Origin of the sequence: Rhizobium sp. 0TCS1.26 (assembly GCF_050455525.1) — a bacterium.
Lineage (GTDB): Bacteria > Pseudomonadota > Alphaproteobacteria > Rhizobiales > Rhizobiaceae > Neorhizobium.
Map to the genome: position 1 here is coordinate 12,748 of NZ_JBCIYV010000005.1, position 13,799 is coordinate 26,546.

Below are 13,799 nucleotides of genomic sequence, written 5' to 3' on the forward strand. Positions count from 1 at the left end.
CGCTGCTCCGTGGGTGGCGGCAGTTGCTCTGCCGCCACGATCGGACCGCAACTCAGAGGATATAGCGCGACAGATCGGTGTCTGCAGCGATATCCCCCACATGCTTGCGCACGTATTCCGAATCGATGGTGACCGCTGACCCCGGCCGGTCCGGCGCATGGAACGAGATCTCGTCGAGCACCCGCTCCATCACCGTCTGCAGCCGCCGCGCGCCGATATTCTCGACCGACGAGTTCAGGTGCACCGCGACATCGGCCAGCGCATCGATCGCATCCTCGGTGAAGTCGAGCGTCAGTTGCTCGGTTTCCATCAGCGCCTTGTACTGGCGGATGAGGCTGGCCTCGGTCTCTGTGAGGATCCTGCGGAAGTCCTCCTTCGACAGCGGCTTCAGCTCGACGCGGATCGGCAAGCGGCCCTGCAGTTCGGGCAGCAGATCCGACGGCTTCGACACATGGAACGCGCCGGATGCGATGAACAGGATATGATCCGTCTTCACCGGACCGTACTTGGTCGAGACCGTCGTGCCTTCGACAAGCGGCAGCAGGTCGCGCTGCACGCCTTCTCGGGAAACGCCTGCCCCCATCCCGCCGTCTCGCGCGGCGATCTTGTCGATCTCGTCGAGGAAGACGATGCCGTCGTTCTCGACGGAACGCACGGCTTCGCGCTGGATGACCTCGTTGTCGATCAGCTTGTCGCTCTCGTCGCGGATCAGTTCGCCGTAGGACTTGGAGACGGTCGTCTTCACCTTCTTGGTTCGACCGCCCATGGCCTTGCCGAACATCTCCGACAGGTTCAAGACGCCGATGTTGGCGCCCGGCATTCCGGGGATCTCGAAGCCGGGCATGCCGGAGCCGCTGTCGGCAACCTCGATGTCGATCTCCTTGTCGTCCATCTCGCCGTTGCGCAGCTTCTTGCGGAATGTTTCGCGCGTGGCCGGCGATGCGGTCGAACCGACAAGCGCATCCAGCACGCGTTCCTCGGCGCTCTGGTGCGCCTTCGCTTGTACCTCTGCGCGCTTCTTGTCGCGCACCAGGCCGATGCCGATCTCGACCAGATCGCGGATGATCTGTTCCACGTCGCGGCCGACATAGCCGACTTCGGTGAACTTGGTCGCCTCGACCTTGATGAATGGCGCACCGGCAAGCTTGGCCAGACGGCGGGAGATTTCCGTCTTGCCGACGCCGGTCGGGCCGATCATCAGGATGTTCTTCGGCATCACCTCGTCGCGCAGGCTGTCGTCGAGCTGCTGGCGGCGCCAGCGGTTGCGCAGGGCGATCGCCACGGCGCGTTTCGCGTCATTCTGGCCGATGATGTGCCGGTCCAGCTCGGACACGATCTCGCGGGGGGAAAACGTTGTCATGACTTCCTTTCAGGCGTCCCTGCCCGGCCGGCTGAAAGCCCGGCCACAGGGCCCTATTCCGTTCGTGAGGTTACTCTGAATCCAGCGTCTCGACGACGAGATTGTGGTTCGTGTAGACGCAGATCTCAGCTGCGATATCGAGGGCCTGGCGGGCGATCTCTTCGGCCGACTTGTCGGTATCCATCAGAGCACGGGCGGCCGCATAGGCATAGTTTCCGCCGGAGCCGATGGCGATCGTGCCATGCTCGGGCTCAAGAACATCCCCGTTGCCGGTGACCGCAAGGGTAATGCTCTTGTCGGCGACCAACATCATGGCCTCCAGATTGCGCAGGTACTTGTCGGTCCGCCAGTCCTTGGCGAGCTCGACGGCAGCGCGCATCAGCTGGCCCGGATACTGTTCGAGTTTCTTTTCAAGGCGGTCGAGCAGCGTGAAGGCATCCGCTGTCGCACCGGCGAAGCCCGCGATCACCTCGCCCTTGCCGATGCGGCGCACCTTGCGCGCATTGCCCTTCATCACGGTCTGACCCAGGCTTACCTGGCCGTCTCCGGCCATGATGACCTTGCCGCCTTTCCGTACGGTAATGATTGTCGTCATGCTTCACATCCTGTGGCCCGCAGGACGGACCCTCTAGACGCCGGCCCATTCCGGCTGTTGCGCCTCATGTAAGTGGTGCTTTCCCGATTGCAAACGGCCACGAAAACCGAACCTCGCCGCGGCCGGAATCGTTTGCACCATCGTAACGTGGCTGATAAGCAGCGCTGATTGACAGGAAGAACCCGTAAACCCGGTGGGTAAGATGACCGAACGCCGCGCCTCCATCTCGCGCAAGACGAACGAGACGTCGATCTCCGTCACCGTCGATCTCGACGGGACCGGAACCTCGAAGATCTCGACCGGCATCGGCTTCTTCGACCACATGCTCGAGCAACTGTCCCGGCATTCGCTGATCGACATGGAGATCGACTGCCAGGGCGACCTGCACATCGATGATCACCATTCGGTCGAGGATACCGGTATCGCCGTCGGCCAGGCGATCGCCAAGGCGCTCGGAGAGCGACGCGGCATCACCCGCTACGCGTCGCTCGATCTTGCCATGGACGAAACCATGACGAAGGCTGCCGTCGATCTTTCCGGCCGGCCTTTCCTGGTCTGGAACGTCGTGTTCAGCGCGCCCAAGGTCGGCACGTTCGACACCGAACTGGTGCGGGAATTCTTCCAGGCGCTGGCCCAGAACGCCGGCATCACGCTGCATGTGCAGAACCATTACGGCGCCAACAATCATCATATCGCCGAGACCTGCTTCAAGGCCGTGGCGCGGGTCCTGCGCACGGCAACGGAGATCGATCCGCGCCAGGCGGGACGTGTTCCTTCCACCAAAGGCACATTGGTCTGACGCCAGTCAGGAGACCTTTTGATCAGCTATCTCATTCTGACGCCGCCGGGCGGACCGGATCGCGATCACCGGACGACCCGTTTCGTCGCCGATCGTTTCGCATGGCTGGCGTTCGTCTTCCCGGGTCTGTGGCTGCTCTTCCATCGCTGCTGGTTGATCGGCGTCGCGACCCTCATTGCCCAGGTCGGCGCCGGCTGGCTGACCAATCTGTCGGGCCTGTTCTGGGCTGGCACCCTGGCGCAACTGGCGATCGGCCTCTTGATTGGCCTTGAGGGCCGTCACATCTACATCTCGACGCTGATCCGCCGCGGCTGGATGCTGTCAGACGTCGTCACCGCACCGGATCTGGCGACGGCCGAAGCCTTTTATTTCTCGAGTGCCGCCGGCGACGTTGCTCCCGCGACCGTGCCGACGACGGATTGGTCGAGATTTTCCGCACCCGCGGGCGCGCCTGCTCGCGGCGGCCCGGCGCTCGGGTTGTTCGACATCGCTGGAGGGCGCTGATGCGCGTTGCAATCATCGACTACGGATCAGGCAATCTTCGCTCGGCCACAAAAGCCTTCGAGCGGGCCGCGCGCGAGGCGGGGCTGGATGCGCAGATCGACCTGACGGACAGCCCCGACGTGGTGGCTGCCGCCGATCGCGTCGTGCTGCCAGGTGTCGGTGCCTACGCCGACTGCCGCCGCGGGCTTGCCGCGGTCGCCGGCATGGAGGATGCGCTGCTGGACGTCGTCGAGAACAAGGGTCGGCCGTTCTTCGGCATCTGCGTCGGCATGCAGTTGATGGCATCGCGCGGGCTGGAGAAGGAAATCACCGAAGGCTTTGGCTGGATCCCCGGCGACGTGAAGGAGATGACGCCGTCCGATCCGACCCTGAAGATCCCGCAGATCGGCTGGAATACACTGACGCTGAACCACGCCCACCCGCTATTCGACGGCATCCCGACCGGTCCAGATGGGCTGCACGCCTATTTCGTACATTCGTATCATCTTGCCGCAGAACAGGCCGACGACGTGCTGGCGACGACCGATTACGGCGGGCCGATGACGGCTTTCGTGGCGCGTGGCAACACCGCCGGCGCACAGTTCCACCCGGAAAAGAGCCAGACGCTCGGCCTCGCCCTCATCTCCAACTTCCTGCGCTGGAAGCCCTGACATGATCCTCTTTCCCGCGATCGATCTCAAAGACGGTCAGTGCGTTCGTCTGAAGCTCGGCGATATGGACCAGGCCACGGTCTACAATCCCGATCCCGCGGCGCAGGCCAAAGCCTTCGAGGACCAGGGTTTCGAGTGGCTGCATGTGGTGGATCTCGACGGCGCCTTCGCCGGCGAAAGCCGCAACGGCTTTGCGATCGATGCGATCCTAAAGGCGACCAGGAACCCGGTGCAGCTCGGCGGCGGCATCCGGACGCTCGAGCATATCGATGCATGGCTGTCGCGCGGCCTTGCCCGCGTCATCCTCGGCACCGTTGCGGTGCGCGACCCGGCTCTTGTCATGGAAGCCTGCAGGAAGTTTCCCGGTCAGATCGCCGTCGGCATCGACGCCAAGGGTGGCAAGGTGGCAGTCGAGGGCTGGGCGGAAGCCTCCGAGCTTGGCATCATCGAACTGGCAAGGAAATTCGAAGGCGCCGGCGTGGCCGCCATCATCTACACAGACATCGACCGCGACGGCATCCTGGCTGGCATCAACTGGACGTCGACGCTGGAGCTCGCCGACAGCGTTTCCATTCCTGTCATCGCCTCGGGTGGACTTGCCTCGATGGACGACATCGGGCGGATGCTTGAACCGGATGCCGCGCGCCTGGAAGGGGCGATCTCCGGCCGCGCACTCTATGACGGCCGCATCGATCCGGCCGAGGCATTGGCACTGATCCGATCCGCCAAGGGAGCGAACGCATGACCCTCAAGGCGCGCGTCATCCCCTGTCTCGACGTCAAGGACGGCCGCGTCGTCAAGGGCGTCAACTTCGTCGACCTGATCGATGCCGGCGATCCGGTCGAGGCGGCCAAGGCCTATGATGCGGCCGGTGCCGACGAACTCTGCTTCCTCGACATCACCGCCTCGTCGGACAATCGCGACACGATCTTCGAGGTGGTGGCACAGACGGCCGAACATTGCTTCATGCCACTCACCGTCGGCGGCGGCGTGCGGGCAACCGCCGACATCCGCAAGCTTCTGCTGGCCGGCGCCGACAAGGTGTCGATCAATTCCGCCGCCGTGAACAACCCGGATTTCGTGGCCGAGGCGGCCGACAAGTTCGGCAACCAGTGCATCGTCGTCTCGATCGACGCCAAGCGCGTCTCGGGTGAGAACGAGACGCCGCGCTGGGAGATCTTCACCCATGGCGGTCGCCAGCCTACCGGCATCGATGCGGTGGATTTCGCGGTGCACATGGTCGAGCGCGGCGCGGGCGAACTGCTCGTCACCTCCATGGATCGTGACGGCACGAAGAGCGGCTACGATCTCTCACTGACGCGAACGATTGCCGACGCGGTTCGCGTGCCGGTCATCGCCTCGGGCGGCGTTGGAACGCTCGACGACCTGGTGGCAGGCGTCAGCGAAGGCCACGCGACAGCGGTCCTGGCTGCCTCCATTTTCCACTTCGGCACCTATTCGATTGGCGAAGCCAAGCGCTATATGGCCGAGCACGGCATTGCCATGCGGCTCGACTGAAGGACCGATCGATGAGCGCATTCACCCTGACGGACCTCGAGACGATCATTGCCGACCGTGCGCTTGCCGCGCCCTCGGAATCATGGACCGCAAAGCTCGTTCATGCCGGCCAGGAGAAGGCGGCAAAGAAACTGGGCGAAGAGGCCGTTGAAACGGTGATTGCCGCCATCCGCGCCGATCGCGACGAACTGACGGCAGAAAGCGCCGATCTCCTTTATCACCTGTTGGTCGTATTGAAGATCGCCGGCGTTCCGCTGCAGAATGTGCTGGACGAACTTCAACGCCGGACGGCCCAATCGGGGCTTGCGGAAAAGGCAGGCCGACAAAGCTCATGACAATCGCCAGCCAGAGCGTCGAACCCGACATTCCTCCCGCGCCCTCCCCGGTCAGCAACTATTCGCCATTCTTCCTCTTCACCTCCGAGGAGTGGTCGAAGTTTCGCGCCGACACGCCGATGACGCTCACGGCCGACGAGGTGTCGCGGCTGCGGTCGCTCGACGATCCGATCGATCTCGATGAGGTGCGGCGGATCTACCTTTCCCTCTCGCGACTGCTGTCGGCGCATGTCGAGGCATCGCAGCTGCTGTTCCAGCAGCGCAACAGGTTCCTCAGCCTGTCGGGCGAGGTGAAGACGCCGTTTGTCATCGGCATTGCCGGCTCGGTTGCGGTGGGGAAATCGACCACCGCGCGTATCCTAAAGGAATTGCTGGCTCGCTGGCCTTCAAGCCCGAAAGTCGATCTGGTGACCACCGACGGCTTCCTGTTTCCCAACGCCTATCTGCGGCGGGAAAATCTCATGGAGCGCAAGGGTTTTCCGGAAAGCTACGACATCGGGTCGCTGCTGCGCTTCCTCTCGGCGATCAAGGCCGGCAAGCCGAACGTCAAGGCGCCGCGCTATTCTCACCTGACCTACGACGTGTTGCCCGACGAGTTCTCGATCATCGACCGGCCGGATATCCTGATCTTTGAAGGCATCAACGTGCTGCAGTCGCGGACGCTGCCTATCGACGGGACAATCGTGCCGATGGTCTCCGATTTCTTCGACTTCTCGATCTACATCGACGCCGACGAGGCGCAGATCCACAACTGGTACGTGGAACGCTTCATGCGCCTCAGGCAGACCGCGTTTCGTGATCCGAGCTCGTTCTTCAACCGCTACGCTTCGATCGACGAGCCGGCGGCGCTGGCGATCGCCGAGGGGCTCTGGCAGAACATCAACCTGAAGAACCTGCGCCAGAATATCCTGCCGACGCGGCCGCGCGCCGACCTCATCCTGCGCAAGGGCAGCAACCACTTCATCGAGACGGTGGCGCTGCGCAAACTCTGACGCCCATCCGGTTCAGGGATTGACCCGCCTCAGCGTCAGATTGATGCGGCCACCATTCTTCAGCAGCGTCGATGTGGCCGGATAGATCCGGTCGACGCCGTGAAACGCCAGGCGTCCCTCCCCGCCGATGACGACGATGTCGCCGCTCGACAGCCTAAAGGATCCGGTCGGATCGTTGCGCTTCAGGCCGCCGACGCGGAACAGGCAGGTGTTGCCGAGCGAAATGGAGAGGACCGGAGCATCAAGGTCCAGTTCATCGCGGTCCTGATGCAGGCTCATGCGCGCGTCATCCGCGTAGAAGTTGACGAGACAGGCTTCCGGCGGCTTCGGATAGGCCGCGAACCGCTCCCAGAGATCGAGGAGTTCGGGCGGTATCGGCGGCCAAGGCTTGCCGGTTACAGGGTGGTGAGGCTGATAGCGATAGCCATGCTGCCTGTCGGTTACCCAGCCAAGCGAGCCGCAATTGGTCATCCGCACCGACATCGGCTTGCCCGTTCCGGGCAGCTCCGGCACGTAGAGCGGCGCCTCCGCGACGACGGCACGGATCTGCTCGACAAGCTGTTCCTGGGCCGGGCGGTCCAGCTGGTCCGGGATATGGCGGATGCCGCCGAGGAGTGTCGCCATCGTCTGCCTCCGATCAGTCGCCGGCGGGGCGGCCGCGCATCTTCTTGACTTCCGACCGGCCCGACTTTTCCTTCAGCCGGCGCTCGATCGAGCCTTTGGTCGGCTTCGTCTTCTTGCGCGGCGGTGGTGGCGGCTTTGCCGCCTCCAGCAACAGTTCCTTCAGCCGGTCGCGGGCATCCTCACGGTTGCGGTCCTGGCTGCGAAAACGGTTCGCCTCGATGATCAGCACGCCGTCCTTGGTGAGGCGCCGACCGGCCAGACCGGCCGCGTTCTGCTTGACGCGATCCGGCACCGAGGGAGAATTCATCAAATCGAAGAACAGCTGGACGGCGGTGGAAACCTTGTTGACGTTCTGCCCACCGGGCCCACCCGCCAGCACGAATTGCTCGGTCAGTTCCCAGCCCGCAATGGTTATTCGACTGTTGATAACGAGAGGATCGCTGGCCATTGTCTGTCTCCGGCGCCCTCTATTCCACAAACAGGGACAAAAGAAAACCGCCGGCCCAGAGGACCGGCGGTTGTCGGTGTTCCACGTGAATCCTTACTCGGCAGCAGCGAGCAGGCCCGGTGCCGCGTCAAGCACCTTGCTGTCGACATGGCTTTCGAACTTGGTGAAGTTGCTGATGAACATGCCGACCAGCTTGGCGGCCTGCGCGTCATAGGCTGCGGCATCGCTCCAGGTCGAGCGCGGGTCGAGGATGCTGGTGTCGACTTCCGGCACCGCGACCGGAACGGCGAAGCCGAAGTTTGCGTCGGTGCGGAATTCCGCCTTGTTGAGTTCGCCGGTCAGAGCGGCCGTCAGAAGCGCGCGGGTCGCCTTGATCGGCATGCGTCGACCGGTGCCGTAGGCGCCGCCCGTCCAGCCGGTGTTGACCAACCAGCAATCAACGCCGTGGCGGGCGATCAGGTCGCGCAGCAGGTTGCCGTATTCCGTCGGGTGACGCGGCATGAAGGGCGCACCGAAGCAGGTCGAAAACGTCGCTTCCGGCTCCGTCACACCCTTTTCCGTGCCTGCCACCTTGGCGGTGTAGCCGGACAGGAAGTGGTACATGGCCTGCTCGGGCGTCAGCCGGGCGATCGGCGGCATGACGCCGAAAGCGTCGGCCGTCAGCATGATGATCGTCTTCGGATGCGGCGCAAGGCCCGTCGCCGAGGCGTTCGGGATGAAGTGCAGCGGATAGGCGCTGCGGGTATTTTCGGTCAGCGACGCGTCATCGAAGTCCGGCACGCGGTTTTCGTCGAGAACGACATTCTCGAGGACCGTGCCGAACCGGCGGGTGGCGGCATAGATTTCCGGCTCGGCCTCAGCCGACAGGCGAATGGCCTTGGCATAGCAGCCGCCTTCGAAATTGAAGATGCCGTTTTCGCCCCAGCCATGCTCGTCATCGCCGATCAGCGTACGGTTCGGGTCGGCCGATAGGGTCGTCTTGCCGGTGCCGGAGAGGCCGAAGAAGACCGCCGCATCGCCTTCCGAGCCAACATTGGCCGAGCAGTGCATGGGCATGACGCCCTTTTCAGGCAGCAGGTAGTTGAGGACGGTGAACACCGACTTCTTGTTCTCGCCGGCATAGGATGTGCCGCCGATCAGCACCAGGCCATTGGCGAGGTCGCAGGCGATGACGGTTTCGGAACGGCAGCCGTGCCGGGCCGGATCGGCGCGGAAGCTAGGCAGGTTGATGATCGTCAGCTTCTGCTGGAATTCGCCAAGCGTCGAACGGTCCGGGCGGATCAGCAGGTTGCGGATGAACAGGGCATGCCAGGCAAGTTCGGTAACGACGCGGGTCGGCAGCGCGTAATCACGATCGGCCCCGCCGATCAGGTCCTGAACATAAAGCTGCTTGCCGGCGGCATGCGCCAGCATGTCCTGACGCAGCAGATCGAAGTGCTCCGGAGACATCGGCTTGTTGTTGTCCCACCAGACCTTGGGGTCAGTCACCTCGTCGCGAACGACGAACTTGTCCTTCGGCGAACGCCCGGTATGCTGGCCGGTGACGGCTCGCAACGCGCCATCGATGGTCAGTTCCGCTTCCCCGTTGCGCAGCGCCGACTCATAGAGTTCGCTCTCACTCAGGTTGTAATCGGCCCGTGCTGCATCAACCAGGCCGATGGCTGCCAAGCCGTTGGACGGATTGTAATTTCCGTACTGCTCCATATCGCGCTATCCTTCAGCCGACGTTGTTGGTAACTTTAGGCTATCCACTGCGCACGGAAAGAACAAGCGGTAATCCGGATTACCTCAATAAAATCAGATATTTAATCGATTTAAAGAATTTTCGCAGGGTTTAAATCGGTTTGAGAGCCGTAGATTTGTGCCCGACAAGCGGCGCTGCTCGCGCAAGTGAACGGGGTTGAACGGCGCCCCCTTTATCTTTGCCACAATTTGTTCCACCTTTATCCTCAAGACACGCAAACCCGGGCAGCCGCCCGGCTGGGCCACAATCCAGGAGCTGCGTGCAGAATGGCGGAGACAGATAGAATGCAGACAATCGCGTTGGTTGACGACGATCGCAATATCCTCACTTCGGTGTCTATCGCACTGGAAGCGGAAGGCTATCGGGTCGAAACCTATACGGATGGTGCTTCTGCCCTGGATGGTCTCTTGGCCCGGCCGCCGCAAATGGCGATCTTCGATATCAAGATGCCGCGCATGGATGGAATGGAGTTGCTGAGACGACTCCGGCAGAAGTCGGACATCCCGGTGATCTTCCTGACGTCGAAGGACGAGGAGATCGACGAACTGTTCGGGCTGAAGATGGGCGCTGACGATTTCATCACCAAGCCGTTTTCCCAGCGACTGCTGGTGGAGCGGGTCAAGGCGATCCTGCGGCGGTCAAACAAGAGCGACGTCCTTCCGGGTCCCGGCGTCAAGCCGTCCGCCGACCAGCAGGCGCGGACGCTCGAACGCGGGCAGTTGGCGATGGACCAGGAGCGCCACACCTGCACCTGGAAGGGCGAGCCGGTGACGCTGACCGTGACCGAGTTCCTCATCCTCCACTCGCTGGCCCAGCGCCCCGGCGTGGTGAAAAGCCGCGATGCATTGATGGACGCCGCCTATGACGAGCAGGTCTATGTCGACGACCGGACCATCGACAGCCACATCAAGCGGCTGCGTAAGAAGTTCAAAATGGTTGACGGCGATTTCGATATGATCGAAACGCTCTACGGCGTAGGCTACCGTTTCCGCGAAGCGGCGTGACGCTATAGCTCAAATGCTCGCCGCAACCCTGCGCGCGCCGGATTGGCGCGTCGTGCTCTGACCGCAGTGACGGCCGGCGTTGCGGGTGAAAGGGAGAGGCTTGTCCGATCAGACGATCCAGTCACACAGGGTTGACGCGCAGGAAGAACCTCGCCGCGTCAGCCGCCGGCTATGGTCGCATCCGTTCACGCTGATCCGCCGCATCTTCGGCAATGCGGTCTTCTCCAGCCTTACCCGCCGCATCCTGTTCTTCAACATCGCAGCGACGGTGGTTCTGGTCGCGGGCATTCTCTACCTCAACCAGTTCCGCGAGGGGTTGATCGACGCGCGGGTGGAAAGCCTTCTGACGCAGGGCGAGATCATTGCCGGAGCGATCTCCGCATCGGCATCGGTCGACACGAACTCCATCACCATCGATCCGGAAAAGCTGCTGGAACTGCAGGCCGGCCAAAGCATCACGCCGGTGCCGAACGATGAAGACCTCGACTTCCCGATCGATTCGGAACGGGTGGCGCCGGTCCTGCGCCGGCTGATTTCCCCGACCCGCACCCGCGCCAGGCTGTTTGATGCCGATGCCAACCTGCTGCTTGATTCGCGCCACCTCTATTCGCGCGGACAGGTTTTGCGCTACGACCTGCCGCCGGTTGAAGGCGAGTCTGGCACCTGGAACGACTGGTTCGCCAGCCTCATCAACCGGATGCTGCAGCCCGGAAACCTGCCGGCCTACAAGGAAGCGCCCGGCGGCGACGGTTCTATCTACCCGGAGGTGATGAACGCGCTGACCGGCGTGCGCGGCGCCGTGGTCCGCGTCACCGACAAGGGCGAACTGATTGTCTCGGTTGCCGTGCCGGTGCAGCGTTTCCGCGCCGTGCTCGGCGTTCTGCTGCTGTCGACCCAGGCCGGCGACATCGATAATATCGTGCATGCGGAGCGGCTCGCCATCATGCGCGTGTTCGGTGTCGCGACGTTGGTCAACATTCTCCTGTCGCTTCTCTTGTCCTCGACGATCGCCAATCCGCTGCGTCGCCTGTCGGCAGCGGCCATCCGCGTTCGACGCGGCGTGAAGCAGCGCGAGGAGATCCCCGACTTCTCCGCCAGGCAGGACGAGATCGGCAACCTGTCGATCGCGCTGCGCGACATGACCAACGCGCTCTACGACCGGATCGATGCGATCGAAAGCTTTGCCGCCGATGTCAGCCACGAGTTGAAGAACCCGCTGACCTCGCTGCGCAGCGCCGTGGAAACACTTCCTGTCGCCAGGAGCGAGGATTCCAAGCAGCGGCTGACCAACATCATTCTTCACGACGTGCGACGCCTCGACCGCCTGATCACCGATATTTCCGATGCCTCGCGTCTCGATGCGGAACTCGCCCGCTCCGATGCTGCACCGGTCAACATGGAGATCCTCGTCGGCAACCTCATCGACATCTCGCGGCAGATCCGGACCGGCCGCAAGCCGGTGGAGATCGATCTCAGCGTCGAGCACAAGGCCGGGACCAAATCGAACTACCTCGTCCACGGTCATGACCTGCGGCTCGGCCAGATCATCACCAACCTGATCGAGAACGCCCGCTCCTTCGTGCCGGAAAAGGGCGGGCGCATCGCCATCCGTCTTTACAAGAGCCGCGGCAACTGCGTCATCCAGGTCGACGACAATGGACCGGGCATTCGCGCCGAAGACATCGACCGGATTTTCGAACGCTTCTACACCGACAGGCCTGACGGCGAGAGTTTCGGCCAGAATTCCGGGCTCGGTCTGTCGATCAGCCGACAGATCGCCGAGGCACATGGCGGTTCGCTGAAAGCCGAAAACCTGACGGACGCCAAGGGCGACGTCAGCGGCGCGCGGTTCACGCTGTCGCTGCCGACCGGGGAAACGGCATGACGCCGGGCGCCAATCTCCACGCCACAGTGATCGTTGCCGGAACCCGCGGCTTGCTGTTTACCGGAGCCTCCGGAAGCGGCAAATCTGCCCTTGCCTTTGCCTGCATTGCGGCGGCACGCGCACGCGGCGCCTTCGCCGCACTCGTTGCTGACGACCAGGTCTTCGTCCGCCGGCACGGCTCGATGGTCGTTGCCGAATGTCCCGCCTCCATTCGGGGACTGATCGAGATTCGCGGGAGCGGCATCGCGACAGTCGCCAGCATTGACAAGGCTCGTCTCGACCTTGCCATAGAAGTGATCGGCGACGGCGATGCAGAGCGTCTGCCGCCGGAAGACGAACGCTTCAGCGTCGTCGAAGGGGTTTCTCTGCCCCTGATCCGGCTGCATGGCCGGGCGCGCCAACCACTGGCGATGATCACGGCGCTGCGACCGGAATTTCATCAGGAGCGGCCATTTTCATGACATCCTCGCGACCATTTTTAACTTGCACTTCAGGTCTACATGGACAAGATGGCTTCCCACCGCCATCAGGCCTGTTGCAGTGCGAAATGGGGCCGAGCGTATCGATGTACTGGGGGGTGATTTCACTATGATCGGACTTGTGCTTGTCACTCATGGCAAGCTGGCTGACGAGTTCCGCCATGCGCTGGAGCATGTGGTGGGGCCTCAGAAGAATATCGAAACCGTCTGCATCGGTCCGGAAGACGACATGGATCAGAGGCGCCAGGATATCGTCAATGCCGTGGAACGGGCAGATGACGGGCACGGCGTGGTGATCCTGACCGACATGTTCGGCGGCACCCCCTCCAACCTCTCCATCTCCGTGATGAACAGCGGCAAGATCGAGGTGATCGCCGGCGTCAATCTGCCGATGCTGATCAAACTCGCCGGCATCAGGGCCGAGAACGACATGCAGAAAGCACTGGTCGAAGCCGCCGAGGCCGGCCGCAAATACATCAACGTCGCCAGCCGTGTCCTGAGCGGCAAATGAAACCTTCCATGGCAGCCCTTTCCCGCGAACTTCTCATTGTCAACAAGCGCGGCCTGCACGCCCGGGCGTCGGCCAAATTCGTCCAGATGGTCGACACGTTCGACGCCGACATCAATGTCTCCAAGGACGGCATGACCGTCGGCGGCACGTCGATCATGGGCCTCATGATGCTTGCCGCAAGTCCCGGCTGCACGATCGAGGTCAGTGCCTCCGGCACTCAGGCTGAAGCGGCTCTCGAGGCTCTCGCGCAGCTTGTCGCCAATCGCTTCGGCGAAGAGATGTGACAATCATATAAAGACTTCTTTATATCCTTATTGCCAGTTGCCGGTAAGCCTGCTAAACGGCTGGCAG

General features: G+C 62.7%; 17 protein-coding genes. 12 read left to right on the forward strand and 5 right to left on the reverse strand.

The window, feature by feature from the left end; translation table 11 throughout:
* Positions 1 to 52: 52 nt before the first annotated feature.
* Together hslU and hslV are read right to left on the reverse strand one after the other, a co-directional pair.
* Positions 53 to 1,360 (reverse strand): ATP-dependent protease ATPase subunit HslU, encoded by a 1,308-nt coding sequence (gene hslU, locus AAIH46_RS19725; RefSeq protein WP_430307777.1) that lies wholly within the window; start codon positions 1,358 to 1,360, stop codon positions 53 to 55.
* Between the two features lie 70 nt (positions 1,361 to 1,430).
* Positions 1,431 to 1,955, reverse strand: coding sequence for an ATP-dependent protease subunit HslV (hslV, locus tag AAIH46_RS19730; RefSeq protein ID WP_430307778.1), 525 nt, complete (start codon positions 1,953 to 1,955; stop codon positions 1,431 to 1,433).
* Positions 1,956 to 2,157: 202 nt separating this feature from the next.
* Between hslV and hisB the strand changes: the two genes are divergently transcribed.
* From hisB to coaA, 7 genes are read left to right on the forward strand one after another with little or no spacing between them, the layout of a single operon-like run.
* Entirely contained in the window at positions 2,158 to 2,754 is a 597-nt protein-coding gene (gene hisB, locus AAIH46_RS19735) for an imidazoleglycerol-phosphate dehydratase HisB (RefSeq protein ID WP_430307779.1), read from the forward strand.
* Positions 2,755 to 2,772: 18 nt separating this feature from the next.
* The gene (locus AAIH46_RS19740) at positions 2,773 to 3,258 is read left to right on the forward strand and encodes a DUF2628 domain-containing protein (RefSeq protein WP_430307780.1); all 486 of its coding nucleotides are present in this window, start codon (positions 2,773 to 2,775) and stop codon (positions 3,256 to 3,258) included.
* The gene (gene hisH, locus AAIH46_RS19745; RefSeq protein WP_430307781.1) at positions 3,258 to 3,908 is read left to right on the forward strand and encodes an imidazole glycerol phosphate synthase subunit HisH; all 651 of its coding nucleotides are present in this window, start codon (positions 3,258 to 3,260) and stop codon (positions 3,906 to 3,908) included. Before AAIH46_RS19740 ends, hisH begins: the two co-directional genes overlap by 1 nt.
* A 1-nt stretch (position 3,909) precedes the next feature.
* Positions 3,910 to 4,653, forward strand: a complete 744-nt coding sequence (hisA, locus tag AAIH46_RS19750; RefSeq protein WP_430307782.1) for a 1-(5-phosphoribosyl)-5-[(5-phosphoribosylamino)methylideneamino]imidazole-4-carboxamide isomerase — start codon at positions 3,910 to 3,912, stop codon at positions 4,651 to 4,653.
* A complete protein-coding gene (gene hisF, locus AAIH46_RS19755) occupies positions 4,650 to 5,426 on the forward strand; it encodes an imidazole glycerol phosphate synthase subunit HisF (protein WP_430307783.1) in 777 nt (258 codons plus the stop codon). Before hisA ends, hisF begins: the two co-directional genes overlap by 4 nt.
* Positions 5,427 to 5,437: 11 nt before the next feature.
* Positions 5,438 to 5,761, forward strand: coding sequence for a phosphoribosyl-ATP diphosphatase (locus AAIH46_RS19760; RefSeq protein ID WP_430307784.1), 324 nt, complete (start codon positions 5,438 to 5,440; stop codon positions 5,759 to 5,761).
* Positions 5,758 to 6,753 carry a type I pantothenate kinase gene (coaA, locus tag AAIH46_RS19765; RefSeq protein WP_430307785.1) on the forward strand — a complete coding sequence of 332 codons (996 nt, stop codon included), beginning with the start codon at positions 5,758 to 5,760 and terminating at the stop codon, positions 6,751 to 6,753. The genes AAIH46_RS19760 and coaA overlap by 4 nt, the downstream gene beginning before the upstream one ends.
* A gap of 12 nt (positions 6,754 to 6,765) precedes the next feature.
* On the opposite strand, the gene AAIH46_RS19770 is transcribed toward coaA, so the two are convergent.
* The 3 genes from AAIH46_RS19770 to AAIH46_RS19780 form a co-directional block, all read right to left on the reverse strand.
* A complete protein-coding gene (locus AAIH46_RS19770; RefSeq protein ID WP_430307786.1) occupies positions 6,766 to 7,377 on the reverse strand; it encodes an alpha-ketoglutarate-dependent dioxygenase AlkB in 612 nt (203 codons plus the stop codon).
* Between the two features lie 13 nt (positions 7,378 to 7,390).
* Positions 7,391 to 7,825 (reverse strand): alternative ribosome rescue aminoacyl-tRNA hydrolase ArfB, encoded by a 435-nt coding sequence (gene arfB, locus AAIH46_RS19775; RefSeq protein ID WP_430307787.1) that lies wholly within the window; start codon positions 7,823 to 7,825, stop codon positions 7,391 to 7,393.
* 93 nt (positions 7,826 to 7,918) lie between these two features.
* Positions 7,919 to 9,529, reverse strand: coding sequence for a phosphoenolpyruvate carboxykinase (locus AAIH46_RS19780; protein ID WP_430307788.1), 1,611 nt, complete (start codon positions 9,527 to 9,529; stop codon positions 7,919 to 7,921).
* 324 nt (positions 9,530 to 9,853) lie between these two features.
* On the opposite strand from AAIH46_RS19780, the gene AAIH46_RS19785 reads away from it, so the two are divergent.
* From AAIH46_RS19785 to AAIH46_RS19805, 5 genes are all read left to right on the forward strand, one after another.
* Positions 9,854 to 10,573 carry a response regulator transcription factor gene (locus AAIH46_RS19785; RefSeq protein ID WP_430307789.1) on the forward strand — a complete coding sequence of 240 codons (720 nt, stop codon included), beginning with the start codon at positions 9,854 to 9,856 and terminating at the stop codon, positions 10,571 to 10,573.
* Positions 10,574 to 10,673: 100 nt separating this feature from the next.
* On the forward strand, positions 10,674 to 12,458 hold the full coding sequence (locus AAIH46_RS19790) for a stimulus-sensing domain-containing protein (protein ID WP_430307790.1): 1,785 nt from the start codon (positions 10,674 to 10,676) through the stop codon (positions 12,456 to 12,458).
* Positions 12,455 to 12,919, forward strand: coding sequence for an HPr kinase/phosphorylase (locus tag AAIH46_RS19795; RefSeq protein WP_430307791.1), 465 nt, complete (start codon positions 12,455 to 12,457; stop codon positions 12,917 to 12,919). Before AAIH46_RS19790 ends, AAIH46_RS19795 begins: the two co-directional genes overlap by 4 nt.
* Before the next feature lie 127 nt (positions 12,920 to 13,046).
* Positions 13,047 to 13,448 (forward strand): PTS sugar transporter subunit IIA, encoded by a 402-nt coding sequence (locus tag AAIH46_RS19800; RefSeq protein WP_430307792.1) that lies wholly within the window; start codon positions 13,047 to 13,049, stop codon positions 13,446 to 13,448.
* Between the two features lie 8 nt (positions 13,449 to 13,456).
* On the forward strand, positions 13,457 to 13,732 hold the full coding sequence (locus AAIH46_RS19805) for an HPr family phosphocarrier protein (protein WP_430307793.1): 276 nt from the start codon (positions 13,457 to 13,459) through the stop codon (positions 13,730 to 13,732).
* The last annotated feature ends 67 nt before the right edge of the window (positions 13,733 to 13,799 follow it).